This window comes from Actinomycetospora sp. NBRC 106378, assembly GCF_030269685.1.
In the GTDB taxonomy this organism is placed as follows: domain Bacteria; phylum Actinomycetota; class Actinomycetes; order Mycobacteriales; family Pseudonocardiaceae; genus Actinomycetospora.
In genome coordinates, this window is sequence record NZ_BSTT01000001.1 from 59,245 (window position 1) to 84,047 (window position 24,803).

General features: G+C 75.4%; 24 protein-coding genes. 13 read left to right on the plus strand and 11 right to left on the minus strand.

Going from position 1 to position 24,803, the window contains the following annotated elements; translation table 11 throughout:
• Positions 1–24: 24 nt before the first annotated feature.
• The gene (locus QSK00_RS00330) at positions 25–966 is read right to left on the minus strand and encodes a methionyl-tRNA formyltransferase (protein ID WP_285586309.1); all 942 of its coding nucleotides are present in this window, start codon (positions 964–966) and stop codon (positions 25–27) included.
• Positions 967–1,098: 132 nt separating this feature from the next.
• On the opposite strand from QSK00_RS00330, the gene QSK00_RS00335 reads away from it, so the two are divergent.
• From QSK00_RS00335 to QSK00_RS00345, 3 genes are all read left to right on the plus strand, one after another.
• Positions 1,099–2,388: a type VII secretion protein EccB gene (locus QSK00_RS00335; RefSeq protein WP_285586311.1), complete on the plus strand. Its 1,290-nt coding sequence runs from the start codon at positions 1,099–1,101 to the stop codon at positions 2,386–2,388.
• An 83-nt stretch (positions 2,389–2,471) separates the two neighbouring features.
• Positions 2,472–2,792: a WXG100 family type VII secretion target gene (locus tag QSK00_RS00340; RefSeq protein WP_285586313.1), complete on the plus strand. Its 321-nt coding sequence runs from the start codon at positions 2,472–2,474 to the stop codon at positions 2,790–2,792.
• Positions 2,793–2,803: 11 nt separating this feature from the next.
• Complete coding sequence (locus QSK00_RS00345; protein ID WP_285586315.1) at positions 2,804–3,094, plus strand: WXG100 family type VII secretion target; 291 nt, start codon at positions 2,804–2,806, stop codon at positions 3,092–3,094.
• 53 nt (positions 3,095–3,147) lie between these two features.
• On the opposite strand, the gene QSK00_RS00350 is transcribed toward QSK00_RS00345, so the two are convergent.
• Entirely contained in the window at positions 3,148–3,873 is a 726-nt protein-coding gene (locus QSK00_RS00350) for an SDR family NAD(P)-dependent oxidoreductase (RefSeq protein WP_285586317.1), read from the minus strand.
• Positions 3,874–3,968: 95 nt separating this feature from the next.
• Here QSK00_RS00350 and QSK00_RS00355 point away from each other — a divergent pair, with 95 nt between their 5' ends.
• On the plus strand, positions 3,969–4,571 hold the full coding sequence (locus QSK00_RS00355; protein ID WP_285586319.1) for a TetR/AcrR family transcriptional regulator: 603 nt from the start codon (positions 3,969–3,971) through the stop codon (positions 4,569–4,571).
• A 12-nt stretch (positions 4,572–4,583) separates the two neighbouring features.
• Here QSK00_RS00355 and eccCb read toward each other — a convergent pair whose 3' ends face one another.
• Positions 4,584–8,522: a type VII secretion protein EccCb gene (gene eccCb, locus QSK00_RS00360; protein WP_285586321.1), complete on the minus strand. Its 3,939-nt coding sequence runs from the start codon at positions 8,520–8,522 to the stop codon at positions 4,584–4,586.
• Between eccCb and QSK00_RS00365 the strand changes: the two genes are divergently transcribed.
• A complete protein-coding gene (locus tag QSK00_RS00365; RefSeq protein ID WP_285586323.1) occupies positions 8,515–9,963 on the plus strand; it encodes an EsaB/YukD family protein in 1,449 nt (482 codons plus the stop codon). The genes eccCb and QSK00_RS00365 overlap by 8 nt on opposite strands.
• On the opposite strand, the gene QSK00_RS00370 is transcribed toward QSK00_RS00365, so the two are convergent.
• Entirely contained in the window at positions 9,960–10,307 is a 348-nt protein-coding gene (locus QSK00_RS00370; RefSeq protein WP_285586325.1) for a type VII secretion target, read from the minus strand. The two genes, QSK00_RS00365 and QSK00_RS00370, sit on opposite strands and share 4 nt — an antisense overlap.
• Positions 10,308–10,762: 455 nt before the next feature.
• Between QSK00_RS00370 and QSK00_RS00375 the strand changes: the two genes are divergently transcribed.
• Positions 10,763–12,313 carry an alkaline phosphatase D family protein gene (locus QSK00_RS00375; protein WP_285586327.1) on the plus strand — a complete coding sequence of 517 codons (1,551 nt, stop codon included), beginning with the start codon at positions 10,763–10,765 and terminating at the stop codon, positions 12,311–12,313.
• A gap of 148 nt (positions 12,314–12,461) precedes the next feature.
• Here QSK00_RS00375 and QSK00_RS00380 read toward each other — a convergent pair whose 3' ends face one another.
• Positions 12,462–13,460, minus strand: a complete 999-nt coding sequence (locus tag QSK00_RS00380) for a helix-turn-helix transcriptional regulator (RefSeq protein ID WP_285586329.1) — start codon at positions 13,458–13,460, stop codon at positions 12,462–12,464.
• Positions 13,461–13,503: 43 nt separating this feature from the next.
• The gene (locus QSK00_RS00385) at positions 13,504–14,652 is read right to left on the minus strand and encodes a lipase family protein (protein WP_285587890.1); all 1,149 of its coding nucleotides are present in this window, start codon (positions 14,650–14,652) and stop codon (positions 13,504–13,506) included.
• An 86-nt stretch (positions 14,653–14,738) separates the two neighbouring features.
• Here QSK00_RS00385 and QSK00_RS00390 point away from each other — a divergent pair, with 86 nt between their 5' ends.
• Positions 14,739–14,975: a hypothetical protein gene (locus tag QSK00_RS00390; RefSeq protein WP_285586331.1), complete on the plus strand. Its 237-nt coding sequence runs from the start codon at positions 14,739–14,741 to the stop codon at positions 14,973–14,975.
• Between the two features lie 169 nt (positions 14,976–15,144).
• On the opposite strand, the gene QSK00_RS00395 is transcribed toward QSK00_RS00390, so the two are convergent.
• Positions 15,145–15,747, minus strand: coding sequence for a response regulator transcription factor (locus tag QSK00_RS00395; RefSeq protein ID WP_285586332.1), 603 nt, complete (start codon positions 15,745–15,747; stop codon positions 15,145–15,147).
• Between the two features lie 140 nt (positions 15,748–15,887).
• Here QSK00_RS00395 and aroQ point away from each other — a divergent pair, with 140 nt between their 5' ends.
• Positions 15,888–16,346 (plus strand): type II 3-dehydroquinate dehydratase, encoded by a 459-nt coding sequence (gene aroQ, locus QSK00_RS00400; RefSeq protein WP_285586333.1) that lies wholly within the window; start codon positions 15,888–15,890, stop codon positions 16,344–16,346.
• Here the strand turns inward: aroQ and QSK00_RS00405 are convergent.
• Together QSK00_RS00405 and QSK00_RS00410 are read right to left on the minus strand one after the other, a co-directional pair.
• Positions 16,343–17,212 carry an alpha/beta fold hydrolase gene (locus QSK00_RS00405; RefSeq protein ID WP_285587892.1) on the minus strand — a complete coding sequence of 290 codons (870 nt, stop codon included), beginning with the start codon at positions 17,210–17,212 and terminating at the stop codon, positions 16,343–16,345. The genes aroQ and QSK00_RS00405 overlap by 4 nt on opposite strands.
• Before the next feature lie 14 nt (positions 17,213–17,226).
• The gene (locus tag QSK00_RS00410) at positions 17,227–18,579 is read right to left on the minus strand and encodes an NAD(P)/FAD-dependent oxidoreductase (protein ID WP_285586335.1); all 1,353 of its coding nucleotides are present in this window, start codon (positions 18,577–18,579) and stop codon (positions 17,227–17,229) included.
• A 166-nt stretch (positions 18,580–18,745) separates the two neighbouring features.
• Between QSK00_RS00410 and QSK00_RS00415 the strand changes: the two genes are divergently transcribed.
• From QSK00_RS00415 to QSK00_RS00430, 4 genes are read left to right on the plus strand one after another with little or no spacing between them, the layout of a single operon-like run.
• The gene (locus tag QSK00_RS00415) at positions 18,746–19,849 is read left to right on the plus strand and encodes an SDR family oxidoreductase (RefSeq protein WP_285586337.1); all 1,104 of its coding nucleotides are present in this window, start codon (positions 18,746–18,748) and stop codon (positions 19,847–19,849) included.
• A 20-nt stretch (positions 19,850–19,869) separates the two neighbouring features.
• The gene (locus QSK00_RS00420) at positions 19,870–20,757 is read left to right on the plus strand and encodes a glutamate racemase (protein WP_285586339.1); all 888 of its coding nucleotides are present in this window, start codon (positions 19,870–19,872) and stop codon (positions 20,755–20,757) included.
• A gap of 8 nt (positions 20,758–20,765) precedes the next feature.
• Entirely contained in the window at positions 20,766–20,981 is a 216-nt protein-coding gene (locus tag QSK00_RS00425) for a three-helix bundle dimerization domain-containing protein (protein ID WP_285586340.1), read from the plus strand.
• 58 nt (positions 20,982–21,039) lie between these two features.
• Positions 21,040–21,834 carry a polysaccharide lyase family 20 protein gene (locus tag QSK00_RS00430; protein ID WP_285586342.1) on the plus strand — a complete coding sequence of 265 codons (795 nt, stop codon included), beginning with the start codon at positions 21,040–21,042 and terminating at the stop codon, positions 21,832–21,834.
• A gap of 13 nt (positions 21,835–21,847) precedes the next feature.
• Here QSK00_RS00430 and QSK00_RS00435 read toward each other — a convergent pair whose 3' ends face one another.
• Positions 21,848–22,456, minus strand: a complete 609-nt coding sequence (locus tag QSK00_RS00435; RefSeq protein ID WP_285586343.1) for a TMEM165/GDT1 family protein — start codon at positions 22,454–22,456, stop codon at positions 21,848–21,850.
• A 514-nt stretch (positions 22,457–22,970) separates the two neighbouring features.
• Between QSK00_RS00435 and QSK00_RS00440 the strand changes: the two genes are divergently transcribed.
• Entirely contained in the window at positions 22,971–24,026 is a 1,056-nt protein-coding gene (locus QSK00_RS00440) for an alpha/beta hydrolase (protein ID WP_285586344.1), read from the plus strand.
• Here the strand turns inward: QSK00_RS00440 and QSK00_RS00445 are convergent.
• Positions 23,990–24,730, minus strand: coding sequence for a beta-ketoacyl-ACP reductase (locus tag QSK00_RS00445; protein WP_285586345.1), 741 nt, complete (start codon positions 24,728–24,730; stop codon positions 23,990–23,992). The two genes, QSK00_RS00440 and QSK00_RS00445, sit on opposite strands and share 37 nt — an antisense overlap.
• Positions 24,731–24,803: the final 73 nt, after the last annotated feature.

Below are 24,803 nucleotides of genomic sequence, written 5' to 3' on the forward strand. Positions count from 1 at the left end.
TCACCGCATGGTGTGGCGAACGTTTCAGTCGAGGTAGTCGCCCATGCGCCGGAACCAGTCGCCCGCCACGTGCTCGACGTCGTTCTCGTCGCGCACCCGCTGGAGCACCAGCCCGTACTGGTCGCCACGCCAGGCGTCGGGGCCCGCGACCACGACGACGCCGCTGCCCTCCCGGGCGAACACCCGGCCGTTCGTGCCGCCGGCACGGTTCCGGGAGACGCTCGCCTCCAGCACCCGCAGGCGTCGCCCCTCGTGCAGGCACCAGGCGTTGGGGTAGGGCCCGGTCTGGGCGCGCACGAGGTTGACGAGGTCCTTCGCGGGCCGGTCCCAGGGGATCCGGTTGTCCCGGTCGGCGCGCCGGTGGAAGAAGCTCGCGTGCTCCGGGTCCTGCCGCAGCCAGTCGAACGGGCCGTGCTCGACGCGGTCGAGGGCGTCGAGCGTCAGCGGGCCGAACAGCTCCACGGTGCGGAAGAAGAGGTCCTCGGTGGTGTCGGTCGGTGTCACCGGCACGGTGCGCTGGGTGATGATGTCGCCGCGGTCGAGGTCGGCGTCCATCCAGTGCGCGGTGATGCCGACCTGCGACTCGCCGTTGATGAGCGCCCAGTTCAGCGGGGAGAACCCGGCGTACTTCGGCAGCAGCGCGTCGTGGGTGTTGACGGTGCCACGGGTCGGGGCGGAGAACACCTTCGGGGAGATCCAGGTGCGCCAGTTGCAGGCCACGCCGATCTCGGCGCCGTGCTCGGCGATGGCGGCGACGAGCTCGTCGTCGACCGCCTTCTGCCGGTAGATCACCGGGATGTCGTGCTCCCGGGCGAGGTCGGCCACCGGTTCCTGGAAGATCGCCGGCTCGGCGGCCGCGTCCTCCTCGGGGTGGCTCACGCAGAGCACCACCTCGTGCCGGCTCTCCAGCAGGCTCGCGAGGAGCCTCGCTCCCCACTTCTGGTACCCGAACAGCACCACGCGCACGGTCGCCTCCTCGCCCCCGTCGGTCAGGTGAGGCTCACCTAAGCAGACATCGGGAGCAGACGGGCGATCATGTGAGATGGGTTCTCCCGAACCGCACCCACGTCCCGACCGGGTCCGTCATCGTTCCGGGGCGTGGCGAGCAGGCGGGAGCTCATCGAGTCCGAGGACGTCCAACGACGCCGCGGCGTGGCCGCCCTGGTGCGCGGGGACGACCTCGCGGTGGAGGACGTCGTCCGCCACCCGAACGCCGCGTTGCTCGTCGGCCTCGTCGTCGTCGTGCTCGTCGCCGCGGCGTCCGCGGCCACGGCCTTCCTCTCCGACCGTGCCCCCGACGGCTGGCGCGACGAGGGCACCGTCGTCCTCGACCGGGAGACCGGCGCCCGCTACCTCGCCACCGAGGGCCTCCTGCGGCCGGCGCCCACCCTGACCGCGGCGCTGCTCGCCGGCGGGCGCCGCGGCGAGCCGGTGCTCGTCCCGCACGCGCGCGTCCTCACCCTGCCGGTCGGCGCCGCCCTTCCCGACGACGGGTCGCCGCAGCTCCCGCCGGCGCTCGGCGGTCCCGTGCCGCTCGCCGCCTGCGTCACCGGACCCGATCGCGGTGCCACCGACCAGCTCGCGGTGTACGCCGGCCCGGTGGTGGGGTCCGCGACGGGGTTCACCGGGTTCCTCGCCCGCGCCTCCGGGACGACCGAGACCGTGCTCGTCGCCGGCGGGCGCTCCCACCTCGTCGACCCGCAGGTGCTGCCGTCGCTCGGCTGGTCGCCGGGGCAGGTCCGGGAGGTCCCGGGGCCGTGGCTCGGGCTGCTCCCCCGCGCCGGGGCGCTGACCCCGCGGGCGGCCCCCGGCACCGTCGTCGCCACCACCGACGGTGCCCGCTACGTCCTCGACCGCGGCCGCGCCCGGCTCGTCGCCGACGAGACCACGGCGCGGCTGCTGCCCGCCCCGGCGCGCACCGTCGTCCCGGACGAGGTCCTGCGGCTGCCGGCCGGAGCCGTCGTCGGGATCGCGGACGTGCCGAGCGCCCCGCCGGTGGTCCCGGCCCGGGAGGACGCGGCGGTGCCGTGCGTGACGCGCGGGGGCGACGGGCCGGCGCTCGAGGTGTTCGGGGCCCTGACGGCATCCGGGCTGCCCGCCGGGCCGGAACGGCTCCTCGCCGGGGGTGCGCGGCCGGTCCGCGTGACGTGGCACGTCCCGCCGGGCGGGGGCGCGCTGCTCGCACCGCCGGAGTTCGACGCGGCGCGCCGACCTCCCGGCCGCGAGGTCGACGAGGGGATGGTCCTGGTCGACGGCGGGCTCGGGTTCCCCGTGCGCGACGACGAGGCCCTGCGCGCGCTGGGCTACGCCCGCGAGCAGGTGCTGCCGATCGGTCGGCCGTGGTTCGCGCTGCTCGCCGCCGGGCCGCGCCTGGCCGTACCCGACTGACTTCTCCGAAACGGCCACCACGGCGCGGCCGGGTCGGTCACCGTGAGGACCGACCGCGGTACCCGACCCGGGAGGGGGCCCTGATGGCGGGGCAGTACGACGTCTCACTCGACACCATGTCGCAGTCCCAGGCGCGCATGGTGGGCAACGTGGACAGCATCCGCTCCGAGCTGTCCGCGCTGCGCGGCCGCCTCGACGCGGTCCAGGGGCAGTGGATCGGCGAGGGGAACACGGCGTTCACCGCCGCGCAGGTCCGGTACGAGTCCGCGAACCAGAAGCTGAACGCGGCGCTGGACACCCTCGCGTCCCTCGTGCAGGGCGCGAACACGAACTACGCCACGAGCGACCAGGACGCCCGCAGCGCGATCACCCGCACGCTGCCCGGCTTCGAGACGAAGGCATGAGGGAGGACGACATGGCAGACCGGGTCAAGGTCGGTTTCGGTGCCGTGGACACGGCCGTCGCCGACGTGCGCAGCGGCGCGCAGCTCATGGAGCAGCGGATGCAGCAGCTGCAGAGCGACATCACCCCGATGCTCGGGTCGTGGGACGGCGCGGCGCGCGAGTCCTACGCCGCGGCGCAGGCCCAGTGGCAGTCGGGCTGGTCGGAGCTGCAGCTCGCCCTCGCCGCGCTCGGGGTCGCCACCGGGGACGTGAACGAGAACTACCGGTCCACCGAGCAGGCGATCACGCGTTCCTTCGGCTGAGCCACGCCCCGGGTGCCGGGGGCCGGCCGCCGCCGGTCCCCGGCACCCGCCGCTCAGGACGCCGTCGGGAGTTCGATCGCCCGCGGCGGACCGGACAGGGACCGCTTGGCCGCCACCGCCAGCCCGTCGAGGATCTCGACCTCGCCCGCCTCGAGTCCGTCGAGTGCGAGCCGGACGAGGTCGGCGGGCTCGGTCATGGCCCCGGCCGGCAGGTCGAGGCCGGCGTCGCGGGCGAACTCCGTCATCGTCGTCGTGGCGACCAGTCCCGGCACGAGAGCGCTGACGAGCGTCCCCTGGCCCGCCAGCTCGACCCGGACCCCGTTGGTCAGCCCCCACTGCGCGGACTTGGCCGCGGCGTAGGCGGTGTTCCCCTCGACCGTCTGCCAGGCCACGCCCGAGAGCACGTTGAGCACGGCCCCGCCGCCGTTGCGGGCGAGGATCGGGGCGAAGGCCCGGATCATGGCCAGCGTGCCGTAGTAGTTCGAGTCCATCGTCGTCCGGATCGCGTCCAGGTCCCCGGTCACCAGGCTCCCGCCCGCGGTGAAGGCGGCGTTGTTGATCAGGACGTCCACGTCGCCGGCCGCCTCGGCCGCCGCGGCGACCGACTCCGGGTCGGTGATGTCGAGCCGCAGCACCTCGGCGCCCGGGACGTCGACCAGCTCCGGCCGGCGGGCGGTGGCGTAGACCCGCGCTCCCCGGGCCAGCAGCTCGAGGGCGAAGTGCCGGCCGATGCCGCGGTTCGTCCCGGTGACGAGGGCGGTGGCCCCGCGCAGCTCCATCATGATCTCCTGTCGTCAACCTGACCCGATGGTCATGTTGATCCTCGACGCTAGGACAACCTGACCGGCCGGTCAACTTCGCTAGGGTGGTACCCGTGACCTCCCCGCACCGGCCGCTGCGCGCCGACGCCACGCGCAACCGCGCCGCGCTGCTCGCCGCGGCGGAGGCGGAGTTCACCGAGCGGGGCCTCGACGCGTCCATGGCCGACATCGCGCGGCGGGCGGGCGTCGCCAAGGGGACGGTGTTCCGCCACTTCGCGAGCAAGGAGGAGTTGATCGCGGCCATCGTCGCCGGTCACTTCCGGGCGCTCTCCGAGTACGCCCGCGCGCTCGACGACGCCTCCGACCCCGGCGGGGCGCTGGTGGAGTTCCTGGCCGAGGCGGCCGGCGGGCAGGCCCACCACGACCTGTCCTTCCTGCAGACCCTGACCGAGGGCGACTCGTCGGTCGCCGCGGCGCGCGACCAACTCCACGCCGACGTCGAGCGCCTCGTCGCGCGGGCCCGCGACGCGGGCGCCGTGCGCGGCGACGTCACCGGCACCGACGTCTGGGTGCTGATCTGCGCGCCGGTCCACGCGACCGGGTACGTCCGGGATCCGGCGCCCGACCTGTGGCGCCGGTACCTCGCCATCATCGTCGACGGGCTGCGCCCCGCCGGGGCGCAGCCGCTGCCCGTCCCGCCGCCGACCTGGCCCTGAGCGTCCCGCCCCTCAGACCTCCGCCTCCGGCACCCACCCGAGCTGGACGAGCTGCGGCTCCGCGCGGCGGGTGACGTACTGCGCCCGGCCCGGCGGGAGGTCCTTCGCGCGCACGCCGTGCAGCAGGGCGCCCTCGTCGCGGGGACCGGAGAGCATCAGCCCCGGGCCGCCGAGTTCCCGCAGCCGGCGCAGCACCGGCTGCATCATCCCGGCCGCCGCCCCCGCCGCCGACCGCGCGAGCACCACGTGCAGCCCGATGTCGCGGCCCTGCGGCAGCAGGTCGAGCAGCGCCGCGAGCGGGTCCCCGCCCGGAGTGGCCACCAGGTCGTGATCGTCGACCACCACCAGCATGTGCGGGCCGTCCCACCAGTCCCGCGCGCGCAGCCGCGCCGGGGCCACGTCCGGTCCGGGCAGCCGCGTGCTCATCCGCGCGGCCGCCGCGGGCAGCGTCTCCGCCGCCGCGGGCGCCGAGCCGACGTACACCGAGAGGTGCTCCGGCGGCACGGCGTCGAGCAGGGTCCGCCGGTAGTCGACGACCACCACCCGCAGGTCCTCCGGCGGATGGGCGGCGCACAGCGCGGCGACCAGCGCGCGCAGGGCCGCCGTCCGCCCCGACCCGGCGTCGCCGAGCACGAGCAGGTGCGGGTCCCGACCGCCGAGCAGGTCGAGGCGGAGCGGCCCGAGGTCGCTCTCCCGCAGGCCGACCGCCCCGGGCGGCAGGGTGTCCATCGGCACGAGGGGCGGCAGCATCCGGATCGGCGGCGCGGCGGGGCCCGACCATCCCGCCGCCGCCCGGCCGGCCGTCGTCGCCGCGTCCTCGGTGCATCCGGTCGCGTCGGTGATGACCGGCAGCGCGAGCTGGGCCCTGAACCCGGCGCCGACGAGGGCCCGCCCCGGGGTGGCGGGCACGCTCCGCGCGGCCCGCCGGTCGATCACGGAGTCCGCGGAGTCGCCCAGCCGCAGCTCGATGCGGGTCCCGAGGGCGTCCCGCAGCGCCGGACGCATGTCCCACCACCGCCCCGCGGTGATCACGAGGTGCACCCCGTAGCCGAGCCCGCGCGCGGCCAGCGCGGTCAGCCGCGGCTCGAGGTCCTCGAACTCCGTGCGCAGCGCACCCCAGTCGTCGACCAGGAGGAGGACGTCGGGTTCCGGGTCGACCACGGCGACCTCCGTGGACGGCCGGTCGCGCAGCTCCGCCATCGACTCGACCCCGCGCGTGGCGAACGAGCGCTCCCGATCGGCCACCAGCGACTCGAGCTGGGCGACGAGGCGCCGCACCACCTCCGGGCGCTGTCGCCCCGCGACCCCGCCCACGTGCGGCCACCGCTCCAGTGCGGCCAACGACCCGCCACCGAGGTCGATGGCGTAGACGACGAGCTCGGCCGGGGTGTGGGTGAGGGCCGCGGCGGTGACGAGGGTGCGCAGGGCCGTGCTCTTGCCGGTGCGCGGCGCCCCGACGACGCCGAGGTGTCCCCCGGTGCCGGACAGGTCGACCACGAGCGGTTCCTGCGCCTGCCGGTCGGGCCGGTCGACGACGCCGAGCGCGACGGTCAGCGGACCCGGCCGCGGCGCGAGCAGCCCGTTCCCCGCGGTGAGGGCGGGGCGGGGCAGCACCGTGGTCAGCGGCAGGGCCGCCGGCAGCGGCGGCAGCCACACCTGGTGCACCGGGTCGGCGGCCGCGCGCAGCCGCTCCACGACGACGTCGAGCGTGGAGCGCTGCTCGGGGTCGGAGAGGTCCGGCCCGAGGGCCGGCAGGGTGTCGCCGGCCTCGCCGCGGGAGTCGAAGGCACGGAAGACGCGGGCGCGCGGAGGGCGCACCCGGCCGCGGACGGGCTCGGCGTACGGCGCGGACACGGTGGACACCCGCAGCCGCCGGTACACGCTGGTGTCGACCTTGAGGTAGGCCGATCCCGGCACCGACGGCAGGTCGAAGGCGTCGGTGTTGCCGATGACGGTGCGGCTCTCCGCGGCGGAGAACGTGCGCAGCGCGAGCCGGTAGGACAGGTGCGAGTCGAGGCCCCGCAGCCGTCCCTCCTCGAGCCGCTGCGTGGCGAGCAGCAGGTGCACGCCCAACGACCGCCCGACCCGCCCGACCTGCACGAACAGGTCGATGAAGTCCGGCTGTGCGGTGAGCAGCTCGGAGAACTCGTCGACGACGACGAGCAGGTGCGGCAGCACGGGCACCGTCTCGCCGCGCGCGAGGCGCAGGCGCCGGTGCTCGCGGATGCCGGTGAGGTTGCCGGCGTCGCGCAGGAGCTGCTCCCGACGGCGCAGTTCGGAGCGCAGGGCGTCGCCGAACCGGTCGACGGTCTCCGGGTCGTCCTCCAGGTCGGTGATCGACCCGGCGACGTGCGGCAGCGTCGCCATGCCCGCGAACGTCGCCCCGCCCTTGTAGTCGACGAGTACGAGGGCGAGGTCGTCCGGCGGGTGCGTGGCGGCGAGGCCGGTGACCAGCGTGCGCAGCAGCTCGGACTTCCCCGACCCGGTCGCGCCGACGACGAGCCCGTGCGGCCCCATCCCGGAGAGCGCCGCCTCCTTGAGGTCCAGCTCGACCGGCGCGCCGTCGCCGTCCACGCCGAGCGGCACGCGCAGCAGCTCCGCCTCCGAGCGGCGCCGCCAGGTCACGGCGGGGTCGAGCGCGGCGACGTCGTCGACCCCGATGAGGCCCGCCAGCCCGCTGACCTCGGCCAGCGCCCCGCGCCCGGCACGGCGCGAGAGCCGCATCGGGGTCAGGCGCCGCGCGAGCGTCTCCGCCTCGGCGAGCCCGAGGACGTCGGGCACGAGACCGGTCGCGACGGCGAGCCCGGCCAGCTCGGGCGGTGGGGTCCCGTCGCGGCCGCGGCGGACCTCGAGACCGTGCCGGTCGCCGACGTGCACGCTGACCCCGGCCGCCGTCGGCCGGTCCAGCGGGTCGGCGACGACGTGCAGCACGCCGACCCCGAGGCCGGGCAGGTCGCCGAGCGGGTCGGGCACGGGCAGGGCGCCGTCGACGAGGACGACGAGCGCCGGACCCGACGTCGGGGACGACCGACCGCCGCCGCGCCGCCGGTCCAGCTCGGCACCGAGCAGGCGCCGGAGGGATCCGGGGTCCTCGGCGACGAGCAGGCCGGTGCCGTCGGCGCCGCCGCCGGAGGGGTGCCGCGCGTGGGGCAGCCACTTCACCCAGTCCCACGCGGCCCGGGCGGCGTCGGCCTCGGGGCCGTCCGGGCAGCAGACCGCGACCCGGACGTCGTCGGGCGCGTGCAGCGCCGCGAGCTGGGCGAGCATCGCGCGGGCGAGGGCCCGGCCGCGGACCGGGTCGCCGACGACCGCGACCGCCCCGCGCAGCGGGACCGCGACGGGTACGTCCGGCACCGGGCCCAGCCGGTCGACGAGGCGGCGGGCCGCGGCCTCCGTGCCGGGGTCGCGGGGCTCGGTGGGGTCGGCGTCGGCGAGGACGGGCGCGGCGACCCCCGGGACCCGGGCCCGACCGACGCGCAGGACGAGGAAGTCGGGGTCGTCGGGCCGCCGTTCCCAGAGCCGCTCGGCGCGCTCCGGGAACCCGACGAGCAGCGGCGGGTCGGGGTGCTGCTCCTCCGCGACGCGGCGCTGGTCGTCGGCGGCCGCCCGCAGCTCGGCGCGCACGGCGGCGAGGTGGGCGACGTAGCGCAGCCGCGTGTCGGTCCCCTGCTCGCGCGAGCGGCCACGGGTCTGCAGCAACATCATCACGCCCATGCCGAGGGCGCCGATCACGAAGATCCCGCCGGCGAGGAAGTAGATCGGGTTCCGGTTGACGATCGCGAAGACGAGGATGCCGCCGCTGCCGAGCAGCGGGAACAGCGCGTAGGTCCACGGCGTCGGCGCCCCGCCACCGCCCGAGGCCGGCGGGGGGACGAGCCGGACGGGCTCGGGAGTTGGTCGAACCGGCCCACCGCGGGGTGGTCGGTGCACGAGGATGTCGTTCATGGCCATGGCCCGTCAGCCCTCCCCGCCCGCCCTCGGCGGCCGGGACGCCCCGGCCGCCGAGGGCTCCTGGTGCACGGTGCGGGTGCGGGGACCCGAGGGCGCGGTCGACGCGGCACTGCCGGCGGACGCCACCGTCGCGGAGGTCGTCGACGAGCTCGCGGCGCGGCTGCTGCCCGGGGCGCCGCTGGTGCGCGGCGCGGACGGGCGGCCCTGGTACCTGCACCGCACCGGCGCCGGACCGATGCCGCCCGGCGTCTCGCTCGAGGCGGCCGGGGTGCGCGACGGCGACGTGCTGCACCTCGGACCGTGGCCGATGCCGCGCCCCGCGCAGCCGGTCGACGACGGGCTCGTCGCCCTCGCCGAGGGCGCGGGCCGGGTCCCGCGGTGGACCGTGCGGCGCGTCGGGGTGCTGGTGACGGTGCTGCTCGTCGTCGTCTCGGCGGTCGGGGCGTCGCTGTCGCTGGCGGTGCCCGGCGGTCCGCTCGTGCCGCTGGCGCTCGCGGCGATGCTGCTCGGCCTGGCCGCGCTGCAGCGCCGCACCCGGCCGACCACGCCGCTCGACGCCGAGCCCGGGATCGACCTGCCGACGTCGGGCGCGGCGCTGGCCTCGCTCCCCGCGTGGGTCGCCGCGGGCGTGGCGGGCGGCCTGGTCGTGCGTGGGGGCCTGCCCCCGGTGCTGACGCTGGCCGGCGCGGCGCTCGCCGTGGGCGCCGCGTCGGCCTGGCTGGTGGTCGGTGCACGCGGGCCCTGGTGGGCGGCGGCGGGGACGCTCGGGGCCGGGTTCGCGCTGCCGTCCGCGCTGGTGGCGGGCGGGGTCCTGCCCGCGCCGCGCGCGATCGCCGTGGCGCTCACGCTCTGGCTGGTGCTGCTCGTGGCGCTGCCCTGGCTCGTCACCCGCAGCCGCACCTGGATCGAGCCGCGCGAGGACGCCGAGCACCTCGTCGACCACGCCGCCGCCACCCGACGGACCCTCGACCTGACGGTGGTGGCGGGCAGCGTCGCGGCGGCGATCGGCCTGTGGGTCCTCGCGACCTCGTCCGGCGGGGGCATGGTCCTCGGTTTCTGCGCGGCCGTGGCGCTCACGGCGGTGCTGCGGGCACGTCGGTCGGTGTTCGTGGGCGACTCGGCGGCCGCGGTCGGGGCCGGCGTGGTGGGCCTGGCCGGGGTCGGGTGGGCGCTCGTGCTCACCGGCGGACCGGGGGCGCGGGCCGTGGTCGCGGCGGCGGCGGTCGCCGTCATCGGCGGGCTCGTGGGGCTCGGCGGCGCGCTGCGCACCGCGGACGGGAACGGCGACGACGAGGCGGGCCTCCCGGCCTGGTGGCGCCGGCCGCGCACGCAGCGGCTGCTGTCGTGGCTGGAGACGGGCGTGGCGGTGGCGGTGCTGCCGCTGCTCGCCGGGGTGCTGGGCATCTACGCCGCCGCGGCCGACGCGGGCGCCCGGTTCTAGCGGCTCGCCGCGGCGTCGGAGGTGCCCCCGCCACCAGCATCCGGGATCGTGGCATCGATCGCGCCGGCCGCGCCGCCGTCGACGGTCTCGTAGTTCCCCGCGGCCGTCACGACGGTGCCCGCGGTCGCCGCGGCGGCGTTCGCCAGCTCCTGGGTGCGGGTCGCCAGCTCGGCGCCGAGCGCGGCCAGGGCACCGGCGAGGCTCCCGCCGTTGACGCCGCCGCCGGCCGAGCCCGCCGCGCCCGCGGCCTGCGCACCCGCCGTCGAGAACCCGCTCCCCGCCGTCGAGAGCCGGCCCGCCCCCGTCCGCATCGCGGCGGTGTCGGCGTCGAACGGCTGGGACATCACGGGGCTCCTGACCTCGTCCGGAGATGATCGAGGACCTCACGGTAGGAGGGCGCCACCGACCGTGGGTGCCGTTTCGGGGAAGTCGACAGCGGGAGGACGACGTGCCCCTCGGCGAGCGGCTCCCGCCCCGACGGCGGGTCGTGCACCCCGACCCGGCCTTGTCGCGGGCTGCCGCCGGAGCGCGCCTACCTTGTCGTTGCGAATCAGAACGACAAGGCGGGCGGGCCCGGGCGGGAGGCCGTGACAAGGCGGGCGAGCAGCGCCGACACGAGCGAACGGGAGCGGGCCGGCGCCGCGAGGTTCACGTCAGGCATCTCGGCAGGCCCCCGAACCTGCCTGAGGTGAACCTCGCGTGGTTCGTCCGGATCGGTCTCCGACCCGACACCCGACGCTCCCCCGCACGTCGCACCGGGGTCACCCGGGAGCACCCACGATCGGGCGACCATGCAGCGGTGTCCCCCACCACCACACGGCGGGCCGTCCTGCTCGGGGGCGCCGCCGCGCTCGCCGCCGCGGCGACCAGCAGTCTCACCGTCCCCCGCGCGCTCGCCGCCCCGGCGTCCGGCGAGGTGTTCACCCTGGGCGTCGCGTCGGGCGACCCGACCCCCGACGGCGTCGTGCTCTGGACACGCCTGGCCCGCGACCCGCGCGAGCCCGACGGCGGCATGATCGAGGGCGCGGTCGACGTCGACTGGCAGATCGCCGACGACGAGCGCTTCACCCGGGTCCGCGCCGCCGGCCGCGCCCGCACCGGGCCGCAGGACGGCTACGCCGTGCACGTCGAGCCCCGCGGTCTCCCGGCGGGCGGCACCTTCTTCTACCGGTTCGGCGCACTGGGCCGGATCTCACCGGTCGGGGTCACCCGCACCGCACCCGCCCGCGGGCTGGCTCCCCTGACGATCGCGTTCGCCTCGTGCGCGATGTACGAGCACGGGTACTTCACCGCCTACCGGCACCTCGCCGAGGAGCAGCCCGACGTCGTGCTGTTCCTCGGCGACTACATCTACGAGGAGGCGGCGGGGACCTACCGGGCCCCCAGCGGCAACCCCCGCAGCTACGAGACGCCCGAGCCGCGCGACCTCGCGGGCTACCGCACCCGGTACGCCTACCACCACGCCGACGCCGACCTGCAGGCCGCCCACGCGGCCGCGCCCTGGATCAGCGTGTTCGACGACCACGAGGTGTCGAACAACTGGGCCGGCGACGTCCCCGAGACGCCGGACCCCGGGTTCGTCGCCCGGCGCGCCGCCGCCTTCCGCGCCTGGTACGAGAACATGCCGGTCCGCGCGGCGCAGCGGCCCCGCGGCTCGTCGATCCAGTGCTACCGCCGCCTGAGCTGGGGCGACACCGCGACCTTCCACATGCTCGACACCCGGCAGTACCGCGACGACCAGGCGTGCGGCGACACCTACCCGAGCGACTGCGCGGCGCTGACCGACCCGCGGCGCACCCTGACCGGCGGCGCGCAGGAACGCTGGCTCGTCGACGGGTTCCACCGGTCCCGCGCGCGCTGGGACGTCCTCGGCCAGCAGGTGTTCTTCTCCGCGCTCGACCTCGTGCCCGGCCCGCCGCGCGGGTTCAACCCGGACGCCTGGGACGGCTACGCGGCCGAGCGCGACCGGATCGTCGCCGCGTGGCAGCAGGCGAGGGTGCGCAACGCGGTGGTGCTCTCCGGCGACATCCACACCCAGTACGTGGCCGACGTGAAGGCGCGCTCCGGAGACCCGAGCTCGCCCGTCGTCGGCACGGAGCTGGTGTCGAGCTCGATCACCTCGGGCGGCGACGGCGCGGACACGCCGGCCGAGGTCACCGAGGCACTGGCAGAGAACCCGCACATCCGGTTCGGCTCCGACCGCCGGGGCTACCTCACCGCGCGGTTCGAGGCGGACGTGATGCGCACGGCGGTGCGGGTCGTGGACCGGGTCTCGACGCCGGGTGCCCCGGTGCGGACGGCGGCGGCCTTCACGGTGGCCGACCGCTCACCGGGCCTGCGCCCCGCCTGAGGGCTACGATGACGAGGACGGCGCCGGGCTCGTCCCTCGAGCCCGGCGCCCTCCTCCTGCGCAGCCACCTCGGGCGCCACCACAACACCCTCGCGGCCGGTTCGTGAGCGGATCGTCGTGCTCTCGATCTCGCTGAGGTGAGCCTAGCCTAACTCGGGCGGGGCGCAACACCCCGGCCCACGGAATCTGCGGCCCGAGCGCACCGCTGCGCCATCCCGAGCAGCGCGGTGCCCAGCTCGGCGGGCTCCTCGACCTCGAACTCGAACCCCAGCGCGGCGAACACGACGGCGACCCCCTCCACGTCGTCGCCCGCGAGGCGCACCCGACAGGTGCCGTCGCCCAGGTCCTCGAGCGCGGCCTGGTCGGTCCAGATCCGTGCGCGCACCTCGTCGGCGCCCGCGTGCACCCGCGCCCGGCACCGCACCGGCCGCACGTCGCGGATCTTGGAGGCCACGTACTCCGCCGGGTCCCCGCCGGGGACGTCCCGCGGCGCGAACCGCGGTCCGGTCGCGAGCCCGTCCGGGGCGACCCGCGGCACGATCCGGTCGAGCCGCAGCGTCCGCCAGTCGTCGCGGCCGAGGTCGTAGGCGAGCAGGTACCACCGCCGCCCCCAGGCCACGAGGTGGTGCGGCTCGACCCGCCGTCGGGAACCCGTCCCGTCGTGGGCGGTGTAGTCGAGCTCGAGCACCCGTCGGTCCCGGCAGGCGCCCCCGACGGCGACGAGCGTGGCCGGCTCCACCGACGGCAGGGGCCGCACCGGCGCGACCGTCGACACCCCGACCGCACCGACCCGTCGTCGCAACCGCTCCGGCAGGATCCGCTCGAGCTTCACCAGCGCACCGACGGCGGTCTCCGAGAGCCCGGCGATCCCCGCCCCGCCCGCGGTCTGCAGGCTCACCGCGACCGCGACGGCCTCCTCGTCGTCGAGCAGCAGCGGCGGCAGCGCGGCGCCCGCGCCGAGGCGGTAGCCGCCGGCCGGCCCGAGATCCACCTCGACCGGGTAGTCGAGGGCGCGGAGCTTCTCCACGTCCCGCCGGACCGTGCGCACCGAGATCCCGAGACGCTCCGCGAGCTCCGGCCCGGACCACTCGGGCCGGGTCTGGAGCAGGGAGAGCAGGCGCAGCAGCCGTGCGGAGGTCTCGAGCACCCGGTGATCGTGCCGGACGAGGCGGTCGGGAACCGACCGCCTCTCAGCAGGTGCTCGGCGTGGCCCGCCCCGCGAACCGCGCCTCGAGGAACGCGAGCGCCGGCGGGAACCCGGCCACCGCGCCGGCCACGTGGGTCGGCACCGGCAACGGCAGGAACTGCACCGAGGCCCCCTGCGCGCACCAGTTCCGCACCATCGTCGCGTCCTGACCGAACGGCACGATGTCGTCGGCGATCGAGTGGACGACGAGGACGGGCACGCGCGGCGCGATCGTGCCGATGCGCTGCTGCTCGACCCGGGTGCGGAAGGGCTCGCGGGCGAGGATCTGCGCGAGGGTGCTGCCGTCGGCGGTCAGGGTCTCCGATCGCAGCCCGGGATAGCGCGGGACGGTGTCGCCGACGCACTGCTCGCGCGTCTCGGCGAGGAACCGCCTGCCCGCGGCGTTGAGCTGATCGGGCACCCGCAGGTCGGGGTAGGCGGCGTCGAACCCGTTGAGCGCGTAGCCGACGAGACCGGCGGCGGGCTTGCCGTCGAGGTAGGTCCCGGTCGCGGCGAGATCGGCCGGGACGGCCCCCGCGTAGGCCCCGACCAGGGTGCGCTGCACGTCCGGCGCGTAGGACGGCGCGAGCTCGGCCGCCGACGCCGAGGCGCCCCCGCCCTGCGAGTAGCCCGCGATGGCGGTCGGCGCGTCGGGACGGACACTGCCGAGCTCCTTCGCGGCCCGCGCGGCGTCGAGGACGGCGTGGCCCTGCGCGAGCCGGTTGACGTAGGTGTGGGTGCCCGGCGTGCCGAGCCCCTGGTAGTCGGTGACGGCGACGGTGTATCCGCGGGCCAGGAGGCTGCCGACGAAGGCCGCCTCGTACTCGGTGCCCGCGGCGAACTGTCGCGACGGCGCGCAGCGGTCGGCGATGCCCTGGGTGCCGACCGCGTAGCTGATCAGCCGGCCGTTGGCCGGGGCGAGCGGCCGCAGCACGATGCCGCTGACCGCGATCGCGCGCCCGTCGGTGTCGGTGCTGCGGTAGAGCACCCGGGTGCCGCGGGCGGGCACCGTCGGGGTCGCGACGGGCTCCGCGCGGATGACGTCGCCGTTCTGCCCCGGCAGGCCGGCCGGCGGGTCGTAGCCGGCGGGATCGGCCGCATGGGCGAACCCGATCGGCATCAGGAGCACAGCCGTGACCACCGTCACCAGCATTCGGAGCACGATCGGGGACCCTAGAGGCCGATCGTGACGGCGCGTACACCGGGCGTGGTTACTCCGTGCCCGTACGATTCGCGCTGATGGCCAGGCCCGTGAAGACCCCGCCCACGCCCCGCTACCGCTTCGAGCGCGAGTCGCGCTACCTCGTGACGGTGATCGCCGACGACGGCGAGCGCCTCGAGCACCGCCTCGACGCCTACCAGGGCTGGCTCGCCGGCCCCGACGGCATCCGGCACCGCTTCGGGGCCGCGCGCCGCGCGCGCACCGAGATCGCCGACCACCGCATCGCGGCGATGGTCGGCCCGCTGTCCGGCTGAAGGCCGGCAGGTCGCGAGAGCACGCCCGGACCCTGCCCGGTCGGGCGTGCTCCCGTCGCTCGCGGGCCGGACCCGCGACGTCTCCTCCGCAGCGATCCGCTCCGGCCGTCCTGCGATGCCGCCGCCTCCGACTCGGCGGTTCGCGGGTCCGGCCGGCCCCGGACCGGGCTCAGCTGACGAGGCCGCAGCGGAAGCCCTGGGCCACCGCCTGGGCGCGGTCCGAGGCGGAGAGCTTGCGGAACAGCCGGCGGGCGTGGGTCTTCACCGTGTCCTCGGACAGGTAGAGCTCGCGCCCGATCTGGCCGTTGCTCTTGCCCTGGCTCATCCCGCGGAGCACCTGCATCTCGCGCTCGGTGAGGTTGATCCCCGCACCGGGCTCCGAGGCCTGGCGCTGGGCCGGGAAGACGTCCCCCATCGTCGTGGAGGCGAGGGCGGCGACCAGCTCGGGCCGCGAGGCGTCCCAGCGCAGGTAGCCCCGCGCCCCGCCCGCGATGGCGGCCGCGATGCTGCCCGCGTCGTCGGGAGCACCGAAGACGATGACGTTCGCCTGGTGGTGGGCCGTCACGAGCCGGCGGGTGGCCTCCGCGCCCGCACTGACCGCGCGCTGCGTCCCGATGAACACGACGTCGACCGGCTGCCGCGCGTACCGGGCGAGCAGGTCCTCCGGGGTGGCCACGCAGTCGATGCGCTGCACGCCGGGCACGGCCGACATGACACGGGTCAGACCCTCGCGGACACTGCGCCGGTCGTCGCAGATCAGAACCGTCCTCATACAGACTCCGTCTCCAGTGTTTGCCTCGTGGCGCGTACCGCCCTCGGTGGGCGCTTTCCTCATATCGGCGTCCCCACCCGGGACCTTGACCCTCGAATCACACCGCTGTTGTTATCTCCGCGTGATCGTCTGGAGCGTTCGTGTCGCAGAATCGTGAAGCGCAAGGTCCGCGTCGGGTACTCCTGCTGCACGGGCCGAACCTGAACCTGCTCGGGCGACGGGAGCCCGGCATCTACGGGTCCGAGACCCTCGCCGACGTCGACGACCGCGTCCGCGCGCTCGGCACCGAGCTCGGCCTCGACGTGGACGCCCGGCAGAGCAACCACGAGGGCGTGCTGATCGACGCGATCCACGAGGCGATGACCGGCGTCGCCGGCGTCGTCATCAACCCCGGGGCCTACACCCACACCTCGGTGGCGATCCGCGACGCGCTCGCGGCGATCCCGTGCCCGGTCGTCGAGGTGCACATCTCGAACGTGCACACCCGCGAGCCGTTCCGGCACCACTCCTACGTCTCCCCGGTGGCCACCGCCGTGATCGCCGGGGCGGGCACGCTCGGCTACGACCTCGCGCTGCGGTTCCTCGCCACCCGCAGCTAGCGCGACCGGAGCCGATCGAGCTCCGCGGCGAGCAGGTCGGGGAACTGCAGCGGCACGAAGTGCGTGCCGGGCACCCGGACCAGCCGCGCGTCGGGCACGGCGTCGGCGAGCGCCACCATGTCCTCGACCGGGGCCATCGTGTCGAACTCCCCCGCCACCACCGTGGTCGGCACGCGGACGCCGTCGACGGGGATCGGCGGCTCCTTCCCCGCCGCCAGCACCATCTGCGAGAACCACGTCCAGTCGTGGTGGGAGAACTCCCGCGCCACCTCGGCGAGCGTCTGCAGCGGCGGCGGGGCCAACGAGGCGAGGGGCGTGGCGGCTCCGAGATCCATGCTGCGCGGCAGCAGCGAGATCAGCCCCGCCACCGGCGGCCCCACCAGCCGCAGCGACCAGGCGCTCGCCGTCGAGATCCCGCGGGTGAGGAACTCCGGCGCCCACGAGGGCCCGCTGCGGAACCCGCCACCCGCGACCCCGCCGAGCACCAGCAGCGACGAGACCCGCTCCGGCGCGCGGCGCGCCGCCTCGAAGGCCACCGCGACCCCGACCGACCAGCCGACCACCGCCGCCGACGCGATGCCCGCCGCGTCCATGACGGCGAACATGTCGTCGACGTGGTCGCCGATCGTGATCCGCTCCGGATCGGCGGGCCGTTCCGAGCCACCGAGCCCCCGGTGGTGCCACGTCACGGCACGCGGCGTTCCCGACGACGGGTGCCCGTCGCCCCCCAGCCACGGCCAGGCGGCCGGGGAGGCACCGAGCCCGTTCGAGATCACCACGTCGGGCCCGGGGCGCCCGACGCACCCGTTGTCCCACCAGCGGATCCGGGTGCCGTCGGGGGCGACGACGTCGTCGAGGTGGGGCATCGGCACCGCGGCGATCAGGACGCCCGGGCGCGGATCTCGTCGCGCGACAGGTAGGACGTGGTGCCCTCGAACTCGTCCACGGTCGCCCGGCGGTCGGCCAGGAACCCGATGCGGATGAAGTCGTCGCCGCCGAACAGGTGCAGGATCCAGTTGGCCACGACCCGGGCCCGCGTCCGCATGAGCGGCAACGCGAACAGGTGGTAGCCGCGGGTGACCGCCTGCGCGGGGGCGCCCTTGAGCTCCAGGTTCAGCGGGTGCGCCACGGCCTGCGAGCCGCCGAGGTCCACCACCAGGCCGAGGTCGTGGTGCTTGTACTGCCTGAGCGGCTCGCCGCGCAGGGACGCGACGACGTTGTCGGCCGCCGTGCTCGCCATGCGCGTCGCGTGCTGGGCGGTCGGCGGGCAGATCGCGTCGGGGTCGTCCTGGGTCAGGTCGGGCACGGCGGCCGAGTCGCCCAGGGCGAACACGCCCGGGTGTCCCTCGACCTGCAGGTCGGCCCCGACCTTGAGCCGCCCGCGCACGAGCTCGACGTCGAGGTTCTTCACCAGCGGGCTGGAGGTGACGCCGGCGGTCCAGACCAGCGTGCGGCAGGGCACCACCTCGCCGTCGCTGAAGGTGACCGCCTCGTCGGTGACCTCCTTGATGCCGGTCTCGAGCTTGATCTCCACCCCGCGACGCCGCAGGATGTCGAGCGCCTGCTCGCCGAGCTTCTTCCCGAGCTCCGGCATCAGCCGCGGCGCGATGTCGACGAGCGTCCAGCGCACCATCCCGGGATCGAGGCGCGGGAACCGCTTGAGCGCCGCCTCGCACAGCAGCTGGAGGCAGGCCGCGGTCTCGGTGCCGGCGTAGCCGCCGCCGACCACCACGAAGCGGCAGCGCGCCGCGCGCTCGGCGTCGTCGGTGGCCGCGTTGGCGAGTTCGAGCTGGGCCAGCACGTGGTCGCGCAGGTAGGCGGCCTGGGCGAGGTTCTTCATCCCCAGGGCGTGCTCCTCGAGGCCCGGGATGTCGAACTGCCGGGTGACGCTGCCCGGCGCGAGCACGAGTCGGTCGTAGGACAGCTCGACCTCCTCACCGGAGATCTTGCGGACCACGCAGCACTTCCGGTCCAGGTCCACGCCGACGACCGTGCCCGGCAGCCGGTGCGCCCGCTTCACCGCGCGCGGCAGCGGCACCGTCACCGACTGCGCGGTGATGACGCCCGACGCGACCTGCGGCAGCAGCGGCAGGTAGAGCATGTAGTCGTTGGGCGCGACCAGGACGACCTCGATCGAGCCGTTCGTGATCTCGGTGCGCAACACCTTCTCCAGGCGTTTCACCGTCTCCAGCCCGGCGAACCCCGCACCCACCACGACGATCCGCTCCGCCATCACGCACCTCTCCACCACGTCGTCACGCCGGCAGCGGTGCGCGACGTCGTTCTCCGTGCGGAGATGCCCCCCTCACGCCCGGCTGACACCTGTGCCGCGGTTCACCGGGCGGTACGGCAGGTACCGGATAGTCTCCCGACTCCCACCGTCGTGCAGGAGGCCCGCCGTGAGTGCCGTGCTGTTCACCGGGTTCCCCGGATTCCTCGGGTCCGCGTTGCTGCCGCGCACGCTGCGCCGTGACCCGGAGGCGCGCGCCGTCGCGCTGGTGCAGCAGCGGTGGCTGGGCCGGGCCCGGGAGGCGCTCGCCGAGATCGAGCGGGCCGAGCCGTCCCTCGCGGGCCGCACCGACCTCGTCGTCGGGGACATCACGACGGCGGGTCTCGGCCTCGACCCCGCGGTCACCGAGCGACTCCTCGGAGAGCAGCTCGAGATCTTCCACCTGGCGGCCGTGTACGACCTCTCCGTCGCGCCGGGGATCGCCTGGACGGTCAACGTCGACGGCACCCGGCACGTGGTCGACCTGGCGTGGCGCGCCGCCGCGGGCGCCGGGCTGCGCCGGCTCCAGTACGTCTCGACCTGCTACGTCTCCGGGCGGTACGACGGGCTGTTCTACGAGGACGACCTCGAGCTCGGGCAGCCGTTCGCCAACCACTACGAACACACCAAGCACGAGGCGGAGCGCGTCGTCGCGAAGGCCCGGGACGCCGGCCTGCCGGTGACGATCTACCGCCCGTCGGTGGTGGTCGGCGACTCCACGACCGGGCGGACGCAGAAGTTCGACGGCCCCTACTACGTGCTCCAACTGCTGCTGCGCCAGGGCTCGACCGCCCTCATGCCGCTGCCGCGCGGCGCGGACCGGGTGGCGTTCAACCTCGTGCCGTCGGACTTCGTGGTCGACGGGATCGCGGCCCTCGCCGGGCACGACGCCGCCGTCGGTCGCACCGTCGCCCTGGCCCAGCCCGACCCGCCGACCGTCACGGAGATGGCCGAGGCGTTCGCCGCGGCGGGCGGCCGGCGGCTGCGGGCGGTGCCCATGCCCACCGCGCTCGCCGCCTTCTCCATCGACCACGTGCCCGGCGTGGGACGGCTGTTCCGGGTGCCGTCGTCGACCCTGGACTACCTCACCCACCCGACGCTCTACGACACCGCGGCCACCACCGCGCTGCTCGCCGAGGTCGGCGTCTCCTGCCCGTCCTTCGCCGACCACGTCGGGCCCATGGTCGAGTTCTTCCGCTCGCACCCGGAGGTGGGCAGCGCGGCGATGGTGTAGCGCCCCGCTACCCTCGGGGCGTGGCTGGGTCGAGCTCTGCTCCGCTCCGTCTCCCTGGCGTGCGCATCGCGCTCATCGACTCCGGTCTCGGCATGCTCCCGACGGCGGGGTGGCTGCGCCACCTCCGTCCGGACGCGCACCTCGACCTGCTGATGGACCCCGAGGGCATGCCCTGGGGCTCGCGGCCGGGCGAGTGGATCGTCGAGCGCGTGCTCTCCGCCGCGCGGCTCGCGGTCGCGCGGGGTGCCGACGCGGTCGTGGTGCCGTGCAACACCGCGAGCGTCAACGCCCTGGTGCCGCTGCGGGCCGAGCTCGAGCCGCGCCGACCCGTCGTCGGGACCGTGCCGGCGATCAAGCCGGCGGCCGCGACCGGCACGCCGTTCGGGGTCTGGGCCACGGAGGCGACCAGCGCGAGCGCCTACCAGGCCGACCTGGTCGCGCTGTTCGCCGCACCGGGCCAGGCGACCGCGGTGCCGTGCCCGGGGCTCGCGCGGGCGGTGGAGACCGCCGACCCCGACGCGATCGCCGGCGCCGTGGCGGCCGGCGCGGCCCGGACGCCGCCGGACGTGACCGGGGTGGTGCTGGGCTGCACGCACTACCCGCTCGTGTCGGACGCGATCGCCGCGGCGCTGCCCGGGGTGCGGCTCTTTGACAGCGCGGGCGCGGTCGCGGGCCAGGCGCTGCGCCGCCTCGGGCTCGACGCCCGGCCCGATGCGGACCCGGCCGGGGTGTCCGTCCTCCTGTCCGGGGACGAGGGCCCGCTGCCCGCGGCCGCCCGCGCCTACCCGGTCGGAGCGGTCCTCGCGGCGGGTGGACCGGTCCGGGCCGACCTGCTGCCCCCGCCGGTCCGGGAGGCGGTTGTGAGCAACCCGTCGATCCCTGGTGCCCAGCCGGTCCCCGGTCGTTGAATACGGGAATGCCGGAGGCCACCCCCACCACCCGCGACGACGCCGTCCTCGAGGAGACCCGGGAGCGACTGGTCGCCCGCTGGACCGCCGAGGGCGTCGCGCCGGACACCGTGCGCGGCGCCGTGAGCGAGGCCTGCGACCGGCTCTCCGGCGCCCGCGTCCGCTCGTTCCTGCCGATCCTCGTGGAGCGCTCGGTGCGGCTGCGGCTCACCGGCGGCGCCTGACCGGGACCGCACGGGCACGCGACCGGCACATCACCCGCGCCTCCGTAGGCTCGACGACGTGAGCCTCCCCGGGAACCGCGCGCGGCGGCTCGCCGTCGGGACCGTGCTCGCACTCGCCGTCCTGGCCGGGTGCGCCGGGCCGACGTCCTCGTCCGGCCGCGGCCCGTCGTCGGGGCCGACCGGTGACGGCGTGGTGTGGCGCACGGGCACCGACGCGACGTCGGTCCTCGACTCCTACCGCGTGACCCCCTGGAACACCGACGACGCCGACGACCCGCGGGCGGTCGACTCGCCGGACGTCCCGGGCCGCACCGCCGTGGAGTTCACGGTGCCGGGCGGCGGCACCCGCTCCGAGCTCGAGCCCGCGTTCCGCAGCTTCCGGCCGGGCGACGAGTACTGGTTCGGCTTCGCGGTGTACCTGCCGTCCGGGTTCCCGGTGGACACCTCGGAGTGGCAGGTCATCGCCCAGTGGAAGAACTCGGGGGACGGCAGCCCGCCGCTCTCGGTCCAGGTCCGCGGCGGCCGCTTCGTGCTCGACGGCGGGGAGGGCATCGGGAAGCACTGGTCCCGGGACATCGGGCCCGCCCGCGCCGGCACCCGCACCGACCTGGTCCTGCAGGTGCACTTCTCCGACGACCCCGACGAGGGCAGCGTCGACGTCGTCCAGGACGGCCGCGAGGTGGTCTCGGACTACCGGCCGCGCGGCGGGACGCTCTACCCCGACGAGGTGTCCTACCTCAAGACCGGCCTCTACCGGTCCTCGGACATCGACGACGAGGGCTCGGTGTACTTCGACGACGCCGTCATCGCCACCAGCCGCGCAGCGGCGTCGTCGCTGGCCTCCGGCTCCTGAGCCCCGCGCCCGGTCAGCGCGTCAGGAACGCCTCGGCGGCGAGCCAGACGCCGAACACGAAGAACAGCACGGCCGCACCGACCTTGATGGCCTTCTCGGGGAGCTTCTTGCCCAGCAGCCGACCGACCACGATGGCGAGGCCGTCGGCGATCACCATGCCGACGGTGGAGCCGAGCCACACCCCGACGACGCCACCCCAGCCCTGGTACTGGGTGGCGAGGGTGATGGTGGCGAGCATGGTCTTGTCGCCGAGCTCGGCGAGGAAGAACGCGACCGAGGCGGCGACGACGGCGGAACCGCTGGAGCGGGCCGCCTTGTCCTCCTCGTCGGCGGTGAGCTCGTCGCCGCGCAGCGTCCAGAGGCCGAACCCGATGAAGGCGACCGCCGCGACGAGGCTGATCCAGAAGGTGGGGAGCGCGGCGCCGAGCAGGTAACCGACGCCGACGGACACGGCGTGCACCACCGCCGTGGCGACCGTGATGCCGATCAGGACCGGCAAGGCCTTGTAGCGGGTGGCGAACGTCAGCGCCATCAGCTGGGACTTGTCGCCGAGCTCCGCCACGAAGATGACGGCGAAGCTGACGGCCGTGGCGGCCAGGAAGGTGGCCACGATGGGGTCCACGAGGGTCCTCTCGTCCGGTTGGCCGGGCCGAGAACCACGTCTCCGGCCCGACCCGTGCGTGCAACGGATCGGAACCGAAGGTCTCGCCCGCCACCGCAACGGACCGGTGGCCGCCGCGACCGGATGCACGCCCCGGACGGGTCCGGCGGCGGCGATCAGTGTGTCGATCGCGGTGTTGGGAGCTACTCCCCCTCGTTCGGCTCAGACCATAGCAGGCAGACCGGACAGAACCGGTGACCGCGACACGGGTCACGACGGCCCGCCGCTCGTCGGGAGGTGACCGCATGTCGCCGCGGCGACGCGCCGTCACCCGCTCAGACGCGCGACGTGGGCGGACCGGTCACCGAGGGACCCCGATCGGGGGTGCCTCCGCGCTGGCGAGGCCCTCAGGAGGGCGCCATGATCGATGTCACATTCTCGAACGGAGCAACGATGTCCGTGTCGACCGCCGGACGGGGCACACGGCGACACGGTCACATCACGGGGATCGCGGAGCGGCGACAGGAGGCGCGTCATGACGGTCGACATCGACGTGCGCACCCGGGTGTTCACCTGGTTCACCGACCGGGCGGGGGTCATCGCCATCAGTCGGATGAGCGCCGAGGACCTCGCCCGGGCGCGCAGCCGGCGGCTCTCGCACAACGTCGTCACCTCGCGGGTGTTCGGGCCGATGCCCTCCGACGTGTCGCTGACCGACCTGCGGGTGGACCTCACCGGCATGACAGGGGCCACCGGGGACGACGCGGCCCCGACCACGCTGCGGGTCTACCGGCCGCACGGCCCGCTGCCCGGGGGACGCCGCCGCGAGGACGGGCTCCCGATCGTCCTCAACTACCACGGCGGGGGCGGCTCGCTCGGGAACCTCGACCAGTCCGACTGGCTGTGCGCCTGGGTCGCCGCCCGCGTCGGCGCGCTCGTGGTGTCGGTGGACTACCGGCTGGCCCCGGAGCACCCCTACCCGGCCGGTCGCGACGACGGGTACGCGGCGCTGGTCTGGGCCGTGCGCCACGCCGAGGCGCTCGGCGGCCGGGCGGACCGCGTCGCGGTGATGGGCGACAGCGCGGGCGGCAACCTCGCCGCGGTGGTCGCGATGATGGCGCGCGAGGCCGGTCCGGCCGTGGACGCCCAGATCCTCATCTACCCCGTCGTCGACCTGACGCTCGACGCGCCGTCGACGGCGGCCTACGAGCGCGGGCCACTGCTCACCAAGGCCGACATGGACGTCTTCCGGGCCAACTACCTCGGGGCGGACGGCGACGCCACCGACCCGCTGTGCTCCCCGCTGCTCGCTCCCGACCACACCGGGCTGCCCCGGGCCCTCGTCCTCACGGCGCAGGTCGACCCGCTGCACGACGACGGGGTGGCCTACGCGCAGCGGCTGCGCGCGGCCGGGGTGCCGGTCCGGCACTCCGACCACGCGCGCGCGATCCACGGCTTCATCACCTTCCCCGGCGTGTGCCGGGCGGCCACCGTCGCGCTCGGCGAGATCTGCGACGAGCTGGCGGTGACGTTCGGGCTGACCTCCGGGCTCGCTCAGGAGGACATGAAGAGCCCGCCGTTGACCGAGTAGACCTGCCCGGTGATGTAGCCGGAGTCGGGATCGGCGAGGAACTCGACCACCCGGGCCACCTCGTCGGGCTGGCCGAGCCGGCCGACCGGGACCTGCGCCACGATCTTCTCCAGGGCGGACTCCGGGACCCCGGCCACCATGTCGGTCTCGATGTAGCCGGGCGCCACGCAGTTGGCGGTGACGCCCTTCTTCGCCCCCTCGGAGGCGAGCGACATCGTCAGGCCGAAGAGGCCCGACTTGGTCGCGGCGTAGTTGGCCTGCCCGGCGTTGCCCCGCTCCCCGATGACCGAGGAGATCGACACGATCCGGCCGCTCCCCCGCTCCCGCATGTGCTGGAAGACCAGGTGGGACATGTAGAAGGTGCCCGACAGGTTGACCTGGATGACCTTGTCCCAGTCCTCGACGGTCATCTTGTGCAGCATCTTGTCGGCGGTGATGCCGGCGTTGTTGACGAGGACGTCGATCCGACCGTGCTGGTCGTAGACCTCCTGCACCACCCGCTCGCAGTCCTCGCGGCTGCCGATGTTGCCCTGGTGGATCGTCATGCCCGGGTACTTCTCGGCGAGCTCGGCGGCCGTGTCCCGCCCGCTGGAGTAGCCCACCGCGACCTTGCACCCCCGGTTCGCGAGCCGTTCCGAGATCGCCTTGCCGATCCCGCGCGCGCCACCGGTCACCACGGCGACCTGTCCGGTCATGTCCGCCATCACGACACCCTTCGCCCGTCGTCGTCCGCATCTGGTGCGGCTCCCACCGAGCGGTGACGTGCCCGTTGGTGTC

Coding starts and splice junctions, on each gene's coding strand:
- QSK00_RS00340 (WP_285586313.1), top strand. CDS start 2,472: ATGGCGGGGCAGTACGACGTCTCACTCGACACCATGTCGCAGTCCCAG.
- QSK00_RS00345 (WP_285586315.1), top strand. CDS start 2,804: ATGGCAGACCGGGTCAAGGTCGGTTTCGGTGCCGTGGACACGGCCGTC.
- QSK00_RS00350 (WP_285586317.1), bottom strand. CDS start 3,873: ATGGAGCTGCGCGGGGCCACCGCCCTCGTCACCGGGACGAACCGCGGC.
- QSK00_RS00365 (WP_285586323.1), top strand. CDS start 8,515: ATGGCCATGGCCCGTCAGCCCTCCCCGCCCGCCCTCGGCGGCCGGGAC.
- eccCb (WP_285586321.1), bottom strand. CDS start 8,522: ATGGCCATGAACGACATCCTCGTGCACCGACCACCCCGCGGTGGGCCG.
- QSK00_RS00370 (WP_285586325.1), bottom strand. CDS start 10,307: ATGTCCCAGCCGTTCGACGCCGACACCGCCGCGATGCGGACGGGGGCG.
- QSK00_RS00385 (WP_285587890.1), bottom strand. CDS start 14,652: ATGCTGGTGACGGTGGTCACGGCTGTGCTCCTGATGCCGATCGGGTTC.
- QSK00_RS00390 (WP_285586331.1), top strand. CDS start 14,739: ATGGCCAGGCCCGTGAAGACCCCGCCCACGCCCCGCTACCGCTTCGAG.
- QSK00_RS00395 (WP_285586332.1), bottom strand. CDS start 15,747: ATGAGGACGGTTCTGATCTGCGACGACCGGCGCAGTGTCCGCGAGGGT.
- QSK00_RS00405 (WP_285587892.1), bottom strand. CDS start 17,212: ATGCCCCACCTCGACGACGTCGTCGCCCCCGACGGCACCCGGATCCGC.
- QSK00_RS00410 (WP_285586335.1), bottom strand. CDS start 18,579: ATGGCGGAGCGGATCGTCGTGGTGGGTGCGGGGTTCGCCGGGCTGGAG.
- QSK00_RS00425 (WP_285586340.1), top strand. CDS start 20,766: ATGCCGGAGGCCACCCCCACCACCCGCGACGACGCCGTCCTCGAGGAG.
- QSK00_RS00440 (WP_285586344.1), top strand. CDS start 22,971: ATGACGGTCGACATCGACGTGCGCACCCGGGTGTTCACCTGGTTCACC.
- QSK00_RS00445 (WP_285586345.1), bottom strand. CDS start 24,730: ATGGCGGACATGACCGGACAGGTCGCCGTGGTGACCGGTGGCGCGCGC.